Origin of the sequence: Alcanivorax sp. VBW004, from assembly GCF_009718865.1 — a bacterium.
Taxonomy (GTDB): Bacteria; Pseudomonadota; Gammaproteobacteria; order Pseudomonadales; family Alcanivoracaceae; genus Alcanivorax.
The window spans coordinates 1195757-1215028 of record NZ_WNHC01000001.1 but is presented as its reverse complement, the minus strand read 5'-3'; the positions used below and the strand labels follow the sequence as shown (position 1 = coordinate 1215028).

General features: G+C 61.4%; 16 protein-coding genes. 13 read left to right on the top strand and 3 right to left on the bottom strand.

Annotation, left to right across the window (positions count from 1 at the left end; translation table 11 throughout):
• Window positions 1-2 precede the first annotated feature (2 nt).
• Both cysW and F1529_RS05470 read left to right on the top strand, forming a co-directional pair.
• Window positions 3-857 (top strand): sulfate ABC transporter permease subunit CysW, encoded by an 855-nt coding sequence (cysW, locus tag F1529_RS05475; RefSeq protein ID WP_007148783.1) that lies wholly within the window; start codon window positions 3-5, stop codon window positions 855-857.
• A complete protein-coding gene (locus tag F1529_RS05470; protein ID WP_155132808.1) occupies window positions 854-1948 on the top strand; it encodes a sulfate/molybdate ABC transporter ATP-binding protein in 1095 nt (364 codons plus the stop codon). The genes cysW and F1529_RS05470 overlap by 4 nt, the downstream gene beginning before the upstream one ends.
• A gap of 28 nt (window positions 1949-1976) precedes the next feature.
• Here the strand turns inward: F1529_RS05470 and F1529_RS05465 are convergent, their stop codons facing one another.
• Complete coding sequence (locus F1529_RS05465; protein ID WP_230457715.1) at window positions 1977-4013, bottom strand: hypothetical protein; 2037 nt, start codon at window positions 4011-4013, stop codon at window positions 1977-1979.
• A 332-nt stretch (window positions 4014-4345) separates the two neighbouring features.
• Between F1529_RS05465 and F1529_RS05460 the strand changes: the two genes are divergently transcribed.
• The 4 genes from F1529_RS05460 to F1529_RS05445 are packed head-to-tail and all read left to right on the top strand — an operon-like array spanning window position 4346 to window position 8090.
• The gene (locus F1529_RS05460; RefSeq protein ID WP_155132805.1) at window positions 4346-5350 is read left to right on the top strand and encodes a PhoH family protein; all 1005 of its coding nucleotides are present in this window, start codon (window positions 4346-4348) and stop codon (window positions 5348-5350) included.
• Window positions 5322-5849 (top strand): rRNA maturation RNase YbeY, encoded by a 528-nt coding sequence (ybeY, locus tag F1529_RS05455; protein WP_007148607.1) that lies wholly within the window; start codon window positions 5322-5324, stop codon window positions 5847-5849. The genes F1529_RS05460 and ybeY overlap by 29 nt, the downstream gene beginning before the upstream one ends.
• Complete coding sequence (locus F1529_RS05450) at window positions 5849-6736, top strand: HlyC/CorC family transporter (protein WP_039926310.1); 888 nt, start codon at window positions 5849-5851, stop codon at window positions 6734-6736. Before ybeY ends, F1529_RS05450 begins: the two co-directional genes overlap by 1 nt.
• Window positions 6702-8090, top strand: coding sequence for a rhomboid family intramembrane serine protease (locus F1529_RS05445; protein ID WP_155132802.1), 1389 nt, complete (start codon window positions 6702-6704; stop codon window positions 8088-8090). The genes F1529_RS05450 and F1529_RS05445 overlap by 35 nt, the downstream gene beginning before the upstream one ends.
• A gap of 42 nt (window positions 8091-8132) precedes the next feature.
• On the opposite strand, the gene F1529_RS05440 is transcribed toward F1529_RS05445, so the two are convergent.
• The gene (locus F1529_RS05440) at window positions 8133-9509 is read right to left on the bottom strand and encodes a hypothetical protein (RefSeq protein ID WP_370456962.1); all 1377 of its coding nucleotides are present in this window, start codon (window positions 9507-9509) and stop codon (window positions 8133-8135) included.
• Between the two features lie 128 nt (window positions 9510-9637).
• Between F1529_RS05440 and lnt the strand changes: the two genes are divergently transcribed.
• The 4 genes from lnt (at window position 9638) to F1529_RS05420 (ending at window position 14335) form a co-directional block, all read left to right on the top strand.
• Window positions 9638-11107, top strand: a complete 1470-nt coding sequence (lnt, locus tag F1529_RS05435; RefSeq protein ID WP_155132801.1) for an apolipoprotein N-acyltransferase — start codon at window positions 9638-9640, stop codon at window positions 11105-11107.
• Between the two features lie 97 nt (window positions 11108-11204).
• Window positions 11205-12110 (top strand): MBL fold metallo-hydrolase, encoded by a 906-nt coding sequence (locus tag F1529_RS05430; protein ID WP_155132800.1) that lies wholly within the window; start codon window positions 11205-11207, stop codon window positions 12108-12110.
• Window positions 12111-12174: 64 nt separating this feature from the next.
• Window positions 12175-12603, top strand: a complete 429-nt coding sequence (locus F1529_RS05425) for a TIGR01244 family sulfur transferase (RefSeq protein WP_155132799.1) — start codon at window positions 12175-12177, stop codon at window positions 12601-12603.
• A 1-nt stretch (window position 12604) separates the two neighbouring features.
• Window positions 12605-14335: a SulP family inorganic anion transporter gene (locus F1529_RS05420; protein ID WP_196220374.1), complete on the top strand. Its 1731-nt coding sequence runs from the start codon at window positions 12605-12607 to the stop codon at window positions 14333-14335.
• Between the two features lie 27 nt (window positions 14336-14362).
• Here F1529_RS05420 and F1529_RS05415 read toward each other — a convergent pair whose 3' ends face one another.
• A complete protein-coding gene (locus F1529_RS05415; RefSeq protein ID WP_007150223.1) occupies window positions 14363-14977 on the bottom strand; it encodes a YdcF family protein in 615 nt (204 codons plus the stop codon).
• Window positions 14978-15171: 194 nt separating this feature from the next.
• Here F1529_RS05415 and leuS point away from each other — a divergent pair, with 194 nt between their 5' ends.
• The 3 genes from leuS to holA all read left to right on the top strand — a co-directional run bounded on the left by leuS (window position 15172) and on the right by holA (window position 19220).
• Window positions 15172-17619: a leucine--tRNA ligase gene (leuS, locus tag F1529_RS05410; protein ID WP_155132797.1), complete on the top strand. Its 2448-nt coding sequence runs from the start codon at window positions 15172-15174 to the stop codon at window positions 17617-17619.
• 90 nt (window positions 17620-17709) lie between these two features.
• On the top strand, window positions 17710-18207 hold the full coding sequence (lptE, locus tag F1529_RS05405) for an LPS assembly lipoprotein LptE (protein ID WP_155132794.1): 498 nt from the start codon (window positions 17710-17712) through the stop codon (window positions 18205-18207).
• The gene (holA, locus tag F1529_RS05400) at window positions 18207-19220 is read left to right on the top strand and encodes a DNA polymerase III subunit delta (protein WP_007151265.1); all 1014 of its coding nucleotides are present in this window, start codon (window positions 18207-18209) and stop codon (window positions 19218-19220) included. The genes lptE and holA overlap by 1 nt, the downstream gene beginning before the upstream one ends.
• Window positions 19221-19272 lie beyond the last annotated feature (52 nt).

Here is a 19272-nt window from a genome sequence, read left to right as displayed (position 1 = left end):
CCATGCATGAACGCCCCCGCCACTGGCACCAGTGGCTTCTCATCATGGCCGCCTTTGCTGCGGTCGCCATCTTGCTGGTGATGCCACTGGCGCTGATTTTCACCGAAGCCTTCAGCCAGGGCTGGGCCATGGTGCAACAGAATCTGACCAACCCGGACATGCTCGGCGCCATCAAGCTGACCCTGATCGTCGCGCTAATCACCGTGCCAGTGAACTTGCTGTTCGGCATTCTGCTGGCTTGGTGCGTTACCCGTTACGAGTTCCGCGGCCGCAAACTGCTCAGTACTCTTATCGACATCCCCTTCGCCATGAGCCCGGTGGTCGCCGGGCTGTGTTATCTGGTGGTGTACGGGGCCCAGAGTGTGGTGGGTAACTGGTTCAGCGGTATGGGCGTGCAACTCATGTTCGCCCTGCCCGGCATGGTCATGGTCACCGTCTTTGTTACCTGCCCCTATGTGGCACGGGTGCTGATTCCGTTAATGGAATCCCAGGGCCAGCACGAAGAAGAAGCGGCCATCATTCTGGGCGCCTCCGGCTGGCAGGCTTTCTGGTATGTCACCCTGCCGAAAATCCGCTGGGCGCTGCTGTACGGGGTGGTACTCACCAACGCCCGGGCGGTGGGTGAATTCGGCGCGGTGAGCGTGGTCTCCGGCCTGATTCGCGGGCAGACCCTGACCCTGCCTTTGCTGGTGCAGATGTGGAATCAGGACTACAACACCGTGGGCGCCTTTACCGCGGCCGGCCTGCTGGCCGCCATGGCGCTGGTTACCCTGCTGCTGAAAACCGTGCTGGAATGGGCCACACAGCACAACACGGACAATGCCACTGAACAGAAAACCGAACAGGACACCCCATGAGCATTCGTGTCGAACAGATTCAAAAGCGTTTCGGCGATTTCACCGCGCTGAACGACATCAATCTGGATGTTCAGGAAGGCCAGCTGGTCGGCCTGCTCGGCCCCTCCGGTTCCGGCAAGACCACCCTGCTGCGCATCATCGCCGGGCTGGAAAAAGCCAATCAGGGCAAGGTGCTGTTCCACGGCAAGGACGTCACCAACCTGGACGTTCGCAAGCGCAAAGTCGGCTTTGTGTTTCAGCAATATGCCCTGTTCCGCCACCTGACCGTCGCCGACAACGTGGCCTTTGGCCTGCGCATGCTGCCGCGCAAGGAACGCCCCGCACGCTCGGCGATTCGCCAGCGGGTCAATGAACTGCTGGATCTGGTCCAGCTTGGCCACCTGGCCGGTCGCTACCCGGCACAATTATCCGGCGGCCAGAAACAGCGCGTGGCACTGGCCCGGGCACTGGCCCTGAAACCGGACGTGTTGTTGCTGGACGAACCCTTTGGGGCGCTGGATGCGAAAGTGCGCAAGGAGCTGCGCCGCTGGCTGCGTCATCTGCACGAGCAGATTTCGGTCACCAGCATCTTCGTGACCCACGACCAGGAAGAAGCCATGGAAGTGTCGGACCAGGTGGTGGTGATGAGCCAGGGACGCATCGAACAAATGGCCTCACCGCTCACCGTCTACGAGCAACCGGCCAGCCGATTCGTGTTCGATTTCCTGGGACACATCAATGCACTGAAGGGGCACTACGACGGCCGTAGCTGGCAAGCAGGCAACGCGCAACTGCGCCTTACCACCGAAGGCGCCTGCCCGGATGGTGAACTCACCCTTTACCTGCGCCCCCACGAAGCGGACCTGAGCAAAACCCCCAGCGACAGCGCCAACCTGCCCGTCAAACTGGGCGCACGCAGCGTGTTTGGCGGCACGGTAACACTGGAACTGGAAGCGCTGGGCTGGCCAGCGGAGGTGATGGAAGTGGAACTGAGCCGGGACGCCTGGCAAGCGCTGAATGCACAACCGGGAGATATCCTGTTTGTGCATCCGCGCCAATTACAAACCGTCACCTGCGACGGCAATCTGGGGCCCCGGGTCACACCTGCCTGACCCGACGCCCCGTTTCAGCAGCCTGGCCTCAGCGTATGCTGCCTCTGCCCAGGCCATCTTCCTCAGCCGGTGCCAGATAATCCGGCAACAACACCACGGACTCCGGTTTGGTCTGCGCATAACTGGCATCCGGTGTCACATCGCCGCCCGGGCTGGACAGGATGTTATCGAAGCGCAGCACCTGATCCTGGGATTTTTCCGCCACGTACAGGCTGCTGCCATCGAAGGCGATATCCACCGGATTGCCCAGCTGGGTATTGCCCACGGTGGTGCCATCCCCGTTGTCGATGCTCACCGACACGTCGGTATTGCCATCCGCACGGTCCGCCTTCTCGATCACATACAGCTTGCCATCGGTGCCCACCGCCCCGCTGCCCACATCGGAAACGATCAGGGTTTTGCGATCCGCCACATAGACGATGCCGTGCAGATTGGTGGGAGCAGTAATGGCACTGCCACCGATGGTCGGGGTGATGATCCGGTCCGGATCTTCCGCCCCCTGGTTGGCCAGATAATCGTCAAACACCGCAACCGTGCCATCGGTCAGCGCCACAAAGAGCTGGTCGCTCTTGGGGTGGTAATCCAGATCCCAGGGCGCCACTGCCAGGGAGGTGGTGAACAGCGGAGGCGCATCTGCACCCGACTGGGCACCAAAGACTTTCACCGCCGGGTCACCGTTATCGGTGATCAGCAGCAGCCCGGCTTCGTCCGCCACATCAAAACCTTTCGGGCTGACCAGCGTGGTTGCCGCCCCGGACACAATGCGGTCGCGGCTCAGCGAAAACATCTCTCCGTCACGCTCCGTTCCAAGACGGTTCACCACCACAATGCGGCCGTCCAGGTTGGCGCCATCATCGGCGGTCAGGTAGACATCGCCCAGTTGGTTAACGCTGACGCTTTCCAGTGACTCGCCCACGGTGAAGTCCCGTTGCACGGTGGTCAGGTCGGTATCCAGCACCACCACATCCGGGTCACCCGCCAACGGCGCATTGCTGGACACCAGCACGCCATCGATCGTGGTGTCGCTGTCATCGATATCCGAGACATCCGCTTCCAGGCGTGGCGTCGTGATGCGCACCAGTGATTCCGGCTTCACCGATGCCACCGTGCGATTGGGCGCCACATCGCCGGACTGGCCCGCAAAAATATTGTTGTAGACCAGGATGGCATCGTTGGACTTCTCGGCAATAAACGCCTTGTTGCCTTCCAGAATCAGATCCACCGGGTTACCCAGCATGGTGGCCGGCCCTGCCAGTGTGCGATCCGGGGTCACCATGCCAGAAGCCGAGCTGGCATTGCTGATCACATAGACCTTGCCATCATCGGCCACCGCCGCATCCCCCACATCGGTGACTACCAGGGTGTCGGTATCTGCGCGGTAGGCAATCCCGTGAATATTGGAAATGCTGGCGCCGTCGCCTGGCGTAATGGTTCGCGCGGCGCTGGCGTCAAATCCGCCCGCCACATAGTTATCCACCACCAGGATGGTGCCGTTGGTCATGGCCAGGAACAGAATATCCTGGGTTTCGTTATAGGCCAGATCCCAGCAGTTGGCAGGGAGCGCGGTGGAGGCCAACGGCTGGGCCATGTCCCCCGCCGCGGTGCCAAACACTTCAATACTGTTACCGCCCACATTGGCGGCGAACAACAGGCCCGCCTCATGAGCCATGGCAATCCCTTTCACCGTAGCGGAACCGGGCGCATCGATATCACGCTCCAGCGCCGGATCAGTAAGGCTGCCGTCTTCTCGCTGGGCCGCAAGATGAATGGTTTGGAAGGTGCTGGGCGTCGCCGTGTCATCGGCCACGTACAGATTGCCCAGCAGATCCTGCGCCATGCCTTCGTTGCCACCGGATGAAAAATTCGCTTCCACGTTCAGCGCCGGGTCCAGTCGATCGATTTGTCCCCGGTTGGTCGGGCCATTGAGCATCACCAGAATAGGGGCTGAGCGAGCTGAAGGCGGTGTGACGCTATTACTACGGCTACTGTCACCCCCGCAAGCGGCCAGACCCACTGCCGCCGCCAACGCGGTGAAACCAAGGTTACGATACGTGCCGATGTTCATCCTGTTACTCCCTTTCCATCCATTGATAACAACCCATCGAACCACTGAAACCCTCAGTGGCGGGAACGGTAAGCGCGCCCTGCCAGTGATACGTTGGCAACACGCGGTTGGATGCAGGCAACCGGTAAAATTCGCGTGACAAAGTGTAACCGGCGAGACCGGCAGGGCTTTCTTATCCGCGGACGCCCCCGACTGTCAGACACAAGCGCCCCGCCCCTTGCAGCCGCGGGTGTCGGCGGCTACGCTGCCCCTGCGAATTCGCTTCCCCGGAACAACGCTTCGGGGTATTCTGAAACTCTCTCTAAACAGCCCGAAGGGCCACCTTTTCCATCTTGGACACACCACTCGTTTCACAGCACATCAGCCTCGAACCCAACGATTCCCGTCGACTGGCCAGCCTCTGTGGCCGCCTGGATGAGCACGTCAAGCAGATCGCGCAGCGCCTGCACGTGGAAATCCTGAACCGCGGCAACCAGTTTCACCTGGCCGGGGACGCCGACGCCGTGGATGCGGCCGGGGCCATTCTCAGCGAACTCTACGAACAAACCCGCGACGGCACAGAGCTGACACCGGAAATGGTGCACCTGCATCTGCAACAGTCCAACGTGGCTGACCAGGCCGATAACGCCCGCGCAGACAACACCGTGCCGTTTCCCAGCGACGACATGCTGATCCGCACCAAGCGGGTACGCATCAAGCCCCGTGGCACGCACCAGCGCGAGTACGTCAAACAGATCCGCAAGCACGACATCAATTTCGGCGTGGGCCCGGCGGGCACCGGCAAGACCTGGCTGGCCGTGGCCTGCGCAGTGGATGCCCTGGAGAAAGCCGAGATTCAGCGCATTCTGCTGGTGCGCCCGGCGGTGGAAGCGGGTGAAAAACTGGGCTTTCTGCCCGGCGACCTGGCGGAAAAAATCGATCCCTATCTGCGCCCGCTTTACGATGCGCTTTACGAAATGATCGGTTTCGAAAAAGTGGCCAAGCTGATGGACCGAATGGTCATCGAAGTGGCGCCGCTGGCGTACATGCGCGGGCGCACCCTGAACAACAGCTTCGTGATTCTGGATGAAGCCCAGAACACCACGCCGGAACAGATGAAAATGTTCCTCACCCGGATCGGTTTCGGCACGCGCGCAGTGATTACCGGCGACGTGACCCAGGTGGACCTGCCCCGCCATCAACGCTCCGGGCTGGTTAACACACTGGAAGTGCTGGACGGGGTCAACGGCATCGGGGTGACCCGATTCGATAGCCGCGACGTGGTCCGCCACCCGCTGGTTCAACGTATTGTAGAGGCCTACGACCGTCATGAACGGGATACCGACACCGACCGTTGATATCCAGTGGGCCAGCGATGCCCCGGACGCCCCCGACGAACCCCATTTATGTGAATGGGTGCGCCATGCGGCCATTGCCGCCGGTGGCGTGGTGGGCGATATCACCCTGCGTATCGTAGATGAAGACGAGATTCGCACCCTCAACCGCGACTACCGCGACAAGGACGCCACCACCAATGTGCTGTCCTTTCCTTTTGACATGCCCGAAGGGCTGCCGGAAGGCGCAGTAGAACCGCTGCTGGGGGATATCATTATCTGCGACGCGGTGGTGTGCCGCGAAGCCAGCGAACAACACAAACCCCTGGATGCCCACTGGGCACACATGGTCACCCACGGTGTGCTGCACCTGCTCGGTTATGATCATATTGACGATGACGATGCACTCGTCATGGAAACCCTGGAAATCCGCGCCCTTGGCGAGCTGGGTTTTCCTGATCCTTACAGCCCTGCCCACGACGAAGGCCAGGCGCCACCTGAAAACACGGAGTTTAACCCCTGATGTCGGACGATTTTTCGGATAACGGTACCAGCCGAAGTTGGTTGGAGCGTGTCGGCCAGTTTTTCTCACCCACTCCGGGAGACCGGAGCGAACTACTGGAACTGATGCGCTCCATGCGCGACACCCACATCATCGACGGCGACACCCTGGGCATCATCGAAGGCGCCATCTGCGTGGCAGACATGCAGGTGCGTGAGATCATGATTCCCCGTTCGCAAATGGTCAGCATCAAGGCCAGCTCCGACCCACGGGATTTTTTGCCCACCATTATCGACTGCGCCCATTCCCGCTTTCCGGTACTCGGCGACGACCCGGATGAAGTCATTGGCATCCTGCTCGCCAAGGATCTGCTACCGTTAATCCTTGATCCCGCCCGTATGGAGCGTTTTGCGATCAAAGATCACATCCGTTCGGCTATGGTAGTGCCAGAATCAAAACGTCTGGATTCATTGCTGCGCGAATTTCGTATCAGCCGTAACCACATGGCCATCGTGGTCAACGAATACGGCGGCGTAGCCGGGCTGGTCACCATCGAAGATGTGCTGGAACAGATCGTCGGCGAAATCGAAGACGAACACGATATCGAAGAAGACGACTACCTGATCAAGGATCTGGACAACAACGAGTACACCGTCAAGGCACTGACGCCCATCGACGACTTCAACGAACACTTCCACTGCCAGCTCAGTGATGAAGAATTCGACACCATCGGGGGACTGGTGATGCAGAAGTTCGGGCGCCTGCCAGGCCGTGATGAAAGCATCACCCTGGAAGGCTTCCGCGTCACCGTGCTCAGCGCCGACGGCCGCACGATACGACTGTTACGAGTGACACCGCCGGGGGATAACGACAATGACCACACCGATCACGGAGCAGACAACACCTGATCCCGCCCCGGCTGCCTGGCGCTCTGCGCCCTGGGTAATGGCCTGCCTGGCCATTGCCCTGCTCGCTGGCCCGTTACTCAATAGCGCCAACAACACCCAACCCGTTCTGAACTGGTATCAAAGCAGTGGCCTGAAAGCCCTGGAGTGGGACAACTACCTTTCCTGGCTTCGCTTCAATAACCAAAGTGCCCTGTCACAACGGCTGGAACAAAACGCGGACATGGACACCCATGTCTACGGCGCCGCCCTGTTCGCCGACGACTTCGTGACCGACAGCAAACGTCGCGCCCGGGATTTCTGGTCGTCCGCCGAGATCGAACAATGGAACCGCCTGCGCGAGCAGATTCCCGCGCAAGTGGCTGCCAGCAACCTGTATCGCTGGGGCCTGCCGGACAACTCGCCGCGCCCGGCCCGTTTCTTTACCGCCCCCTTCACCGGCGCTTCGCTCTGGCTGACCCTGGCCAGCCTGCTGTTATTAGTGCCGCTGGCCCCCACCCTGGAACGCCGCCTCGGCCACGGCCGGGTATTCGCCCTGTGGATTCTTGGGTGCCTGCTCAGTGGTTTTGGTTACCTGTTGTTGGCGAGCCCGGGGCAGATTCCTTTCCACGGCGCCACGGCGCCCCTGCTGGTCTGGTTCGGTGCCTTCTTCGGCCTGCAGCGCGGTGCTCTATCGCTGCCGGTCTGGCATCCCAAACACAAACGCTGGCAACGCCTGTCAGTGTCGCCCTACACCCTGCTGCCCCTGCCCGTGGCGGCCCTCGCTGCCCTTGCCCTGTTCAGCAATCCACTGCTCGCCAACCTCAGCGCCGGCCTCACAGCGTTTATCGGTGGCCTGTTGCTGGTCCAGATCATGCGCCCCCAGCCTGTCGAGACAGGGCAGGAAAGACATCACACCCGGGACCCGCAGCAACTGTCCTCGCTGACCCGGGGCTGGGACGCGTTGGGGCAACTGAACGGCGACGCCGCCAGCGCCGCCTTCGGGCAAGTCCTTGCCAGCGAGCCGGATCACTTCGACGCACTCACCGGGCAATTCACCGCACAAAAATGGCTAAACGATAACGCCGCCTGGACCGCCACCGCCCAGCAACTGTTCAGCCACCCGGCAACCGATAAAGGCCAGGCCACCCAGGTGGCACAATGCTGGCAGCAGTACCAGCAACGCAGTGGTGCGGCGCTGCCTGCCGTCATCGGCTGGCCGCTCTTGCGCACATTGACGCGGGCGGGGGAGTTTCAGCAGGCAGAAAAGCTGGCGCGGGAACTGGATGAGCATGCGCTCAAGGCAGACGCCATTGCTCAGCTGCGTGACGCCTTGATTCAGGAAGGACTGGCGCACCGGGCAAAGGCGCTGGCGTGATGAACGCTGGACGCTAACGCCTTACCTCTTACCTATTACCTCTTACGCCCAGGCATCCCGGCACTCCGCCACTTTCTGGCGCAACCGGGCATCGCGGCAATGGCTTTCCACAAATCGCAGGTACTGCTCGGCCTTGCCAGCCAGCCCGAACTGTTCGGCCAGCACTTTCGCCAATAACAGGTAAGCCTCACCCAGATCGGCAAAATCCGGGTGTTTGTCGTGCAGATCCTTCAGCAAACCCACCGCCAGCTTGGGCTCGCGCTCATAGATGCCTTCCGCCAACGCCAGCCGTAACACCGGGGCGCCGGGCAACCATTGCGGGTCACGTTTTCGTTGCCGGGCAACCAGCGCCAAGGCATCGCTCCAGGCGTCTGCGCGGATCAGCACGTCCAGATAGGGCTCCACCAGGGCAGCCCGCTCTTCGTCCTTCCCCAGCACCGCCAGCAACCGGTCGTGATGATGCCAGTCACCCACTGTGGCTTTCTTCGTCTTGATAACTTTCGCAGTGGTCAGCAGCACCTTGTCGAACCGGCCCGCACACAGCTGCGTGCGTTGGCGGCGCTCGGCCAACGGCTGGGTGACACGCCGACCTCCCTGGTTCAGCCCCCACAACCGACCATGACGGGCGGCGATATCACCACACAGGCCCGCCAGCACCAGCCACCACCAGCCTGCCAGCAACCCGGCCAGCCCCTGCACCAATGGCAACGGCAACACATCCATGGCCACGGCAATCAACGCCACCACCAGCACACTGCCCAGCGACGCAAATCCAGCCGCCACCCCGTAATCGCGGGGCGCGGAAATCATATACGTCGGCGCCGCTGCATAGGCACCGGGGGCTGCACCGTTTACCAATACCGCCAGCCACAGGGCGGGCACCAGCAACATGCCGAGCCCTCCCACCAGCAAACCAGCGGGTATCGACACCGCCACCACCAGGAAGCCCGCCAGGCCGATGACCAGCAGCGCGGGTAACGCCTGCCACAGAGCACTTTGCCACGCCGTGCTCTCGCCCAGACAGTCCCAGCCAGGCAAGGCCACCCTGCGACTTTTGCGAGGACCGGCCCGCAATGCCATCAACGCGGCGGAAAATGCAAAGGTCGGCAACCCGGCAAGCAAAGCCACCGGCACCATCATCCACAATGACGGCAACAGCGCCGCCAGCACCGCCCAGATCGCCAACAGGGGCAGTAACGGCAAGGCAAACGGCAACTGCAGATAATGGTCCAGCCGTTGCCACAAAGGGCCGACCTGATCCTGCCCTACGGGGGCAAGATCGTGATTGCACAGCAAACAACGGGCCTCCATACGGTGGTCCTCATCGCCATCCACACATTGCTGACACAGATGCAGCCCATCATGGGCGCAATACCACAGCGCCTCCGTTCCCGGATGGTACTTGCATGGGTGTTTCACTATGATGCCCCCAGACTTGTCATTCCGGTTTAACCGGTTATTTTGCCTGCTACTTTATTCGTATTATTGCATCGACTCTAGTCCAAACCGCCAGGCGGCCTGCTCGCCAGCATGAAACGAGGAACCCCATGCGAGATCGTCTGTTGGCCCTGATTGCCGGCCTGCTTTTTCCCCTTGCCTTCGCTCCCTATGATCTCTGGCCACTGCTGTTTGTCAGTATCGGTGCCGGCTACTGGTGCCAGCAGCGAGCCGGTTCTGCCCGCGAAGCATTGTTGCGCGGCTGGCTATACGGTCTCGGCATGTTCGCTTTCGGCATTTCCTGGGTGCATGTTTCCATGCACGACTACGGTTTCATGCCGCTGTGGATGGCCATCCCGTTCACCGGTATCTTCGCTGCCTTTCTGGCCCTGTTTTACGGGCTCACTTTTTATGCCAGCTGGCGGCTGGGGCGTTCGGCACTGGCGTTTGCCGGTAGCTGGCTGTTACTGGACTGGGTACGCGGCGTTTTCCTCACCGGCTTCCCCTGGCTGTATGCGGGCTATGCCCTGATCGATACGCCCTTTGCTCCGCTGGCCCCCATCGGCGGGATATGGCTGCTCACGCTCACCACCGTGCTGGTCAGCGCCAGCCTGGTTCGCCCGGCAAACGGCCGGCGAGCATGGCACACCAGCCTGGCCGCGGCTTGCGCCCTGCTGGTGCTCACCGCCGTCTCTCACACGCTCACGTTCACCCAAACCAGTGGCCCGGCCCAGAAAGTCGCGCTGGTGCAGGGCAACATTCCCCAGGACATCAAATGGCAGCTGTCCATGCGTGAGCGGACCCAGCAGATCTATCAGGATCTGACTCGGGATATTCCTGCTGACACCCTGGTGATCTGGCCGGAATCCGCACTCACCGATTTCTACCAGAACGTGTCCGGGTTCGTTGAGCAGGAAGGGCAACAGCTTGCCGAGCGGCACGGCGGGTTTATCACCGGTGTGCCCTGGCGCACGGTCAACGATAGTGGCGTGACCTACCACAACAGCATTGCCTCGATCCCGCTTGATGCCGGCGACGGCAACCCGCGCGTCTACCACAAACAGAAGCTGGTCCCGTTCGGCGAATATGTGCCCATGCAGTCGCTGATCCGCGGGCTGATTCCGTTCTTTGATTTGCCCATGTCCGGTTTTACGCCCGGCAGCCCAACGCAACCGAACCTGACCGCCCTGGGCCACACCGTGGCGCCGTTTATTTGCTACGAAATTCTCTACCCGGAACAGGTGGCCACCCGCAGCCACGATGCCGATGTGCTGCTGACCATCAGTAACGATGCCTGGTTCGGCACCTCCGCCGGCCCCCTGCAACACTTTCAGATGGCGCGCATGCGCGCCGCCGAAACCGGGCGCTGGCTGCTGCGGGGCACCAACAACGGCGTCACCGCAGTGATTGATCACCACGGCCAGGTCATCGATGCCCTGCCCCAGTTCACCCGTGACGTGCTCTACAGCGAATACCGTCCGCGCACCGGCATCACCCCATTCATGACCACCGGCGTGTGGCCCTGGCTGTTGTTGTCGGTGCTACTGATCGGCCTGGGGTTTATCTGCAGGAACAAGTAAACATCAGTATATATCTTTTTGGCATATGCTTATTCCAAATTTGACATCTCGTTGGGAGGCGCCTATAACTGTGGTCTGACAACACCACGGAGGCGCCATGTCCCGCCCTCAAATCCAGGCCTTTTTCGACGCTGACACCAACACGGTGAGCTACATCGTCACCGATCCGGCTTCCAGCCACTGCGCCATCATCGACCCGGTGCTGAACTACGCCGCCCAGTCCGGCCACACCCGCTACGATGGCGCCCAACGCATCGTCGATGCCGTTCGTGACCAGCAACTCACCGTGGACTGGTTACTGGAAACCCACGTGCATGCGGACCACCTGTCCGCCGCTCCCTGGATCCAGCAGCAACTGGGCGGCAAGCTGGCCATCGGCGAGCATATCCGCACCGTACAGGACACCTTCGGCCGCATTTTCAATGCCGGCAGCGAGTTTGCCCGCGACGGCCGCCAGTTCGATCACCTGTTCCGTGACGGGGAAACCTATACCGTTGGCAACTTGGAAGCCCGGGCGATTCATACCCCCGGTCACACTCCCGCCTGCATGAGCCATGTTATTGGCGATGCGGTGTTTGTCGGCGACACCCTGTTCATGCCCGACTACGGGACCGCCCGCTGCGACTTCCCCGGTGGTGACGCCCGCACCCTGTATCGTTCAATCCAAAAGTTGCTGGCCCTGCCCGATGCAACGCGCATGTTCCTGTGCCATGACTATCTGCCGGAGGGACGAGAGGAGCTTGTCTGGGAAACGACGGTAGCCGAACAGCGCAAACACAACATTCATGTCCATGAAGGCACCAGCGAAGACACCTTTGTCAGCATGCGCGAAGCCCGTGATGTCACGCTGGATATGCCTCGCCTGATTCTCCCTTCGGTTCAGGTCAACATGCGCGCGGGCCACCTGCCTCCGGCGGAGGACAATGGCGTCCGCTACCTGAAAATTCCGCTCAACACCCTCGGCGCTATCAGCTCCCGGGTCACAACGGATCAGGAAAGATGAGGATGGAGGCACAAATGCGTAAGCTAACGCCCCATCGACCACCATTTCCGAAAAAGGCTGAATCATGACCGACTTCAACAAGCTCAATGACGACCTGTCCGTGACTGCACAACTGCTGCCGGAAGACATGCCCGCCGTGGCCGCTGCCGGTTTCAAGATGGTGCTCAACAACCGCCCGGACGGGGAAGCGGCCGACCAGCCCAGCAGCAACGAAATGGCCGTGGCCGCTGAAGCCGCCGGGCTTGCCTACGCCCACCAACCGGTCGTGGCCAGCAACATTGCCGAAACCGATATCGACGGCTTCGACGCCATCGTTTCCCTGGCCGAAACGCCAGTACTGGCCTTCTGCCGCACCGGCACCCGCAGCACCACCCTGTGGGCACTGACCCAGGCCAGCGAACAGGACAATGCCAGCATTCTGGCCACCGCCGAACAGGCCGGCTACGACCTGAGCGGATTGGCGGATCGCCTCAACCAACGCCGGGAGTCATAGCATGCCGCGAGCCCTCCGATTTCTACACTGGCTACCCGCCAGCGGCTGGTTGGCTCGCTACAACAAGGATGAAGCGACCGGCGACGGTATCGCCGCCGTCATCGTCACCTTGCTACTGGTTCCCCAGGGGCTTGCCTACGCATTACTGGCCGGCATGCCTCCGGAAACCGGGCTCTATGCCAGCATCGTGCCGCTGATCATTTACGGTCTCTTCGGCACCAGCCGCGCACTCTCCGTGGGGCCGGCAGCACTCACCTCGCTAATGACAGCCTCTGCCGCCGGCGCTATTGCCGGTGGCGACCCGCAGCTGTTCATTCAGGCCGCCATCGCCATGGCGTTATTGTCCGGGGCCATCCTGCTGGTAATGGCCGCCCTGCGCATGGGCTGGCTCACCAATTTGCTCAGCCACCCGGTGATCCTGGGGTTTGTCAGCGGCTGCGCCATCATTATTGCCGCAAGCCAGCTCAGCCACCTGCTCGGCGTTGACGCCAGTGGCGAGAACATTCTCGAACTGGGGCGCAGTCTGCTGCCCCGTCTTGGGGAAATACACTGGATCACCGTGGCCATGGGTGCCCTGGCCATTGCCTGCCTGATCATCCCGAAGAAAATGGCCGGCCCACTCAAACGCTCCGCCCTGCCGGGCTGGCTCAGTGCCTTTCTGGGAAAGTCGGGCCCGGTGCTGGCCGTACTGGTCACCACCCTGGTGAATATCGGCCTGGGGCTGGATCAGCAAGGCCTTGCCGTGGTCGGCGCCATTCCCGACGGCCTGCCACAGCCGGTGTGGCCAAGCCTGCAAGCCGCGCAATGGCATCAGGTTCTGGTCCCTGCCCTGCTGCTGGCCCTGATCGGCTTCGTGGAATCCATTTCTCTGGCTCAGGCTTTGGCCGCAAAACGCCGCGAACGCATCAACGCCAACCGTGAGTTACTGGGCCTGGGGCTGGCCAATGTGACCAGTGGCCTGTCCGGCAGCTTTGCCGTGACCGGTAGTTTTTCCCGCACCACCGTCAGCTTCGAAGCCGGCGCCCGCACCCCCATGACCGGCCTGCTCGCCGGGCTGGCCATGGGGGTCGTGGCCCTGTGGTTTACCGGGCTGTTCACTCGCGTCCCACAGGCCGCTCTCGGCGCGATTATCGTCATGGGCGTGCTCTCACTGATCGAGCTGCGGGAACTGAAAAACCTGTGGCACTCCAGCCGCCCGGACAGCCTGGCCATGGCCGCCACCCTGGCCGGTGTGCTGTTAGTGAATGTGCAAACCGGCCTGCTGATCGGCGTAGTACTGTCACTGGTTCTGTTTCTGTGGCGCGCCAGCCAGCCCCATGTGGCTGAAGTGGGCCTGGTCCCCGGCACCCACCATTTCCGGAACATAGATCGCCACGACGTTGTCGTGGAAAACGCCGTGTTGTCCATTCGCGTGGACGAGTCGCTGTGGTTTGGTAATGCCCGCCCCATGGAAGACCTGCTCTACGACCGGGCCATGGCCCGCCCCGAGGTACGTCATCTGGTGTTGATGTGTTCCGCTATCAACCACCTTGATGCCAGCGCGGTGGAAAGCCTGGAAAGCCTTAACGAACGGCTGGACGCGGCCGGCGTCCAACTGCATCTGTCTGAAGTGAAGGGGCCCGTGATGGATCGCTTAAAGAAAAATCACTTGCTGAGCGTGCTGAGCGGTCAGGTTTTCCTTAGCCAATACCAAGCGGTGGAAACACTCGGGGGAAGCACTCACGACGCGTGAGACGTGAGACGTGAGACGTCCAGCCTTTCACAAATAGCGAACGTGGTACCAGACCAACGCCAGCCACTCGTACCAGATCTCCGGCACCATGGATAACGCCCCCGCCGACGGCACCCACTCCTGCTTCGGCAATCGCTTGCTCCAGGCTGCCTGCGCCAACACACCCTGGCTTTGAAAACACAGCAGGGCTCTGGGCAGGTGAGCCCGATCGCTGATCAGCATCACCTCATCCATGCCCCGCTCGGCCAGCAATTCACTGCTGAAACAGGCGTTTTCCCAGGTATTACGGCTGCGAGCTTCCTTGATCACATTCAGCGTCGGCCAGCGGCGCAAGGCCTGCTCGGCCATCAAGTCCGCCTCGCTGGGCTCATTATCATGCATGGGCGTCTGGCTGATACCGCCACTAACCAGCAGCGGCAAGCCGTGCTCGTGGGCCAGTTCTGCCGCCAGTTTCAATCGGCGCAGGCCACGGGTGGTCAACGAGAAACGCCCGTTTCGCTGGCGCCGGCCCGCTCCCAGCACCACCACCGCCTGGGGCGTAATGCCGGTAATCCGGCGCGGCAAGGGCGGCAGAAAACTGCGCACCACCGCCGGCAGGCTGGCCCCCACCAGCACCAATAACGTCAGGTAGGTCAGCACCATGGGCGGGGCCCCACCACATCCACACCCGGCAGGCGCCCCCGCCCACGGTATTTATCGTTGAGATTGCGCATATGGACACCCGCGCATTGAGAAATCCGGGCTAAGCTCATGTATCCTATGTCCCCTTCACGGCCGGGATGTTCCCCAAGGTCGCCCTGTTCCCGTTTGTTTTTATGATCAAGAAAAGAGAGCCGATGGACGCACAGTATCGCCCCGATCAGATCGAAGCCCAAGCCCAGCAGCACTGGGATGACAATCAGAGCTTCAAGGTCACCGAGGATGCCGGCAAGGAAAAGTTCTATTGCCTGAGCATGTTCCCCTACCCGTCTGGCCGACTGCACATGGGCCACGTGCGTAATTACAGCATCGGCGATGTGGTCAGCCGTTACCAGCGCATGCAGGGCAAAAACGTGCTGCAGCCCATGGGCTGGGATGCATTCGGCCTGCCGGCGGAAAACGCGGCGATCAAAAACAAGGTCGCCCCGGCCAAGTGGACCTTCGAGAACATCGACTACATGCGCGGGCAACTGCAGCGCCTGGGTTTCGGCTACGACTGGGACCGGGAACTGGCCACCTGCACCCCGGAATATTATCGCTGGGAACAGTGGTTCTTCACCAAATTGTACGAGAAGGGGCTGGTGTACCGGAAAATGTCCACAGTGAACTGGGACCCGGTAGACCAAACCGTATTGGCCAACGAGCAGGTAATTGATGGCCGAGGCTGGCGCTCCGGCGCACTGGTGGAACAAAAGGAAATCCCCCAGTGGTTTATCAAGATCACCGACTACGCCGATGAGCTGCTCAATGATCTGGACCAGCTGGATGGCTGGCCGGAGCAGGTCAAGACCATGCAGCGCAACTGGATCGGCCGCTCTGAAGGGGTGGAGCTGGATTTCTCCATTGAAGGAGAAGAATCCCTGCGCGTTTATACCACCCGCCCGGACACGCTCATGGGCGTGAGCTATGTGGCCGTGGCCGCCGGCCACCCGCTGGCGCAAAAAGCGGCGGCGGCCAACCACGAAGTCGCCGACTTCGTCAAAGAATGCCAGAACACCAAGACCGCCGAAGCCGACATGGCGACCATGGAAAAGAAAGGCATCTACACCGGCCTCACCGCCACCCACCCGATCAGCGGTGAAGCGGTGCCGGTATGGGTCGCCAACTTCGTGCTGATGGGCTACGGCACCGGTGCGGTGATGGCCGTGCCCGCCCACGATCAACGCGACTTTGAATTTGCGCAGAAATACGGCCTGCCCATCACCCAGGTGATTGAACCCGCCAACGGTGAGCAGATCGATCTGGCCCAGCAAGCCTTCACCGAAAAAGGCACACTGGTGCATTCCGGCGAATTCGATGGGTTGTCTTCTGCCGACGCCTTCAACGCCATCGCCAACTGGTTGAGCGAACGTTCTCTGGGCGAAAAGAAAGTGAACTACCGGCTGCGCGACTGGGGTGTCTCCCGTCAGCGTTACTGGGGCGCCCCCATCCCCATGGTGGAAACCGAAGACGGCACCCTGCACCCCACCTCGGAAGACCAGCTGCCCGTGGTACTCCCCACCGATGTGGAAATGGATGGCGTCAACAGCCCCATCAAGGCCGACCCGGAGTGGGCCAAGACCACCTTCAACGGTCAGCCGGCCCTGCGTGAAACTGACACCTTCGACACCTTTATGGAGTCCAGCTGGTACTACGCACGCTACTGCTCACCGCAAAGCGACACCGCCATGCTGGACCCGGCCGCCACCAATTACTGGCTGCCCGTGGACCAGTACATCGGCGGTATCGAGCACGCCATTCTGCACCTGCTCTACTCGCGCTTCTTCCACAAGTTGCTACGCGATACCGGGCTAGTGAATTGCGACGAGCCCTTCAAGCAGCTGCTGTGCCAGGGCATGGTGCTCAAAGACGGCGCCAAGATGTCCAAGTCCAAGGGCAACACCGTGGACCCACAGCAAATGATCGAAGAATACGGCGCCGACACCGTGCGCCTGTTCATGATGTTTGCCGCGCCGCCGGAGCAATCACTGGAATGGAACGACGCTGGCGTGGAAGGCGCTTTCCGCTTTATCAAACGCCTGTGGCGTCTGGTGGCCGAACATGTGGAAGCCGGTAATGCAGGCACACTGGACGTAAACGCACTGGACGATGCAGGCAAGACGTTGCGCCGCAAGACCCACGAAACCATCCAGAAAGTCAGCGACGACTATGGCCGCCGCAGCACCTTCAACACCGCCATTGCAGCGGTGATGGAATTGATCAATGAGGTCAGCAAGTTCGACGCTAACAGTGATAACCTCGCCGCGGTAAAACACGAAGCCCTGGAAGCGGCCGTGCTGCTGCTGGCCCCCATCATCCCCCATGCGGGCCACAGCCTGTGGCAGGCCCTGGGCCATGAAGAGGCCGTCATTGATGCCCGCTGGCCCAGCGTGGATGAAAGCGCGCTGGTGAAAGACACCATCGAGCTGGTGGTGCAGGTGAATGGCAAGGTTCGCGCCAAGCTGAATGTGCCCGCCAACGCCGATAAGGAATCAGTGGAAGCCCTGGCGATGGACGAGCCCAATGTGCAGAAATTCACCGAAGGTAAAACAGTGCGTAAAGTGATCGTGGTGCCGGGTAAACTGGTCAACATCGTCGCCAACTGAGCGCACTGCAACGCAGCGGATACCGTAGGGCGGAAATGGCCGCAGGCCATCTCCGCCAGCCCGCCAGACAACCGAGAGAGCACGCGTACCATGAGGGTTACCGTTAACGCCATTACCACCCTGCTTCTCACCTTGCTGATCACGGCCTGCGGCTGGCAGCTACGAGGCGCCACCAGCGTGCCCACCATGGAAAGCCTAACTCTCATTGGGGCCAGCACGGAGCTGAAGTACAGCCTGGAAGACGAACTGGAAAACCAGGGCGTACTGGTGCATAACGAATCCCCCTACCAGCTGATCATTGATGACGAAGAATGGATGCGTCGCACCTCCGCGGTGGATGATCAGGGCCGGCAGGCGGAAATCGAATTGCGCTACACCCTCTACTGGCACCTGCGCGATGTGAAAACCGGCGCCCTGCTGACCACCCCCAAGCGCATGATGGCGCTGCGCAGCCTGCCCTGGTACCCGGAAAACGCCACCGCCTCTTCCGACGAAGAACAGCTGGTCCGTGATGACCTGTATGAAGACATGACTTTCCGGCTGATCAACCAGATCGCTGTGGCATCCAAGGGGTGGGAGACCTACTGATGCGCCTGCGCCCCGAGCAGCTTGGCAAGCACCTGTCCGCGACACTGTTGCCTGTCTACCTGGTGGCTGGTGATGAGCCGCTGCAGCAAGGCGAGCTGATCGACGATTTGCGCCGGGCGGCCCGTGACCAGGGTTTTGACGAACGCCAGCGTTTTTCCAGTGATACCGGTATCGACTGGAACGCCCTGCTCAATGAATCGCAAAGCATGAGTCTGTTCGGCGGTCGCCGCATTCTCGAGCTGGTGCTCAACGATAAACGTCCGGACAAGACCGGCAGCCAGATTCTTCGCGATGTTCTCGCCGGCCTGAAAGGCGGAGCCAGTAGTGACACCCTGTTATTGATCCGCTGCTCGCGACTGGATCGCCGCAAGGACTGGAACAGCGCCTGGGTCAAAGCCGTGGATGAAATGGGTGCCGTGATCGAAGTCTGGCCTGTGGAAGGCAAGGGGCTGCGCAACTGGCTACAGGAGCGCCTCACCAGCCGTGGCCTCCGCGCCAACGAAGATGCTCTGGCCCTGCTGATAGAGCGCAGCGAAGGCAACCTGCTGGCCGCCGCCCAGGAAGTGGACAAGCTGGCCCTGCTGGTGGAGAACGGCCAGGTTGGCCCGGAAGACGTACAACAGGCGGTGGGCGACTCCAGTCGCTACTCGCCCTTCGACCTTACCGAGGCCACCGCGCAGGGTGACAGCCAGCGCGTCATGCACATTATCCAGACCCTGCGCGCCGAAGGCGTGGAGCCACCGGTGCTGCTGTGGGCCCTGAGCCGCGACATCCGCCTGCTCGACGGCATGCTCGGCGGCGGGCCGCCCCCGCGCCTGCCCCCGCAACGGGTACGCGCCATGCAGAACCAGGCCCAACGCCTTAACCCACAGCAGCTGCGCATTGCCCAGGCCTGCGCCATCCGCGCCGACCAGTGCGTCAAAGGCATGGCCAAAGGCGACCCCTGGAAACACATCACCTCCCTGGCCCTGCGCCTGGCCGGCCACCCGCTACCGCGCAGCATGGAAAGGTAAAAAAGACAGCTGCAAGCGACAAGCTTCAAGCTGCAATGCGAAGAAAGCCCAG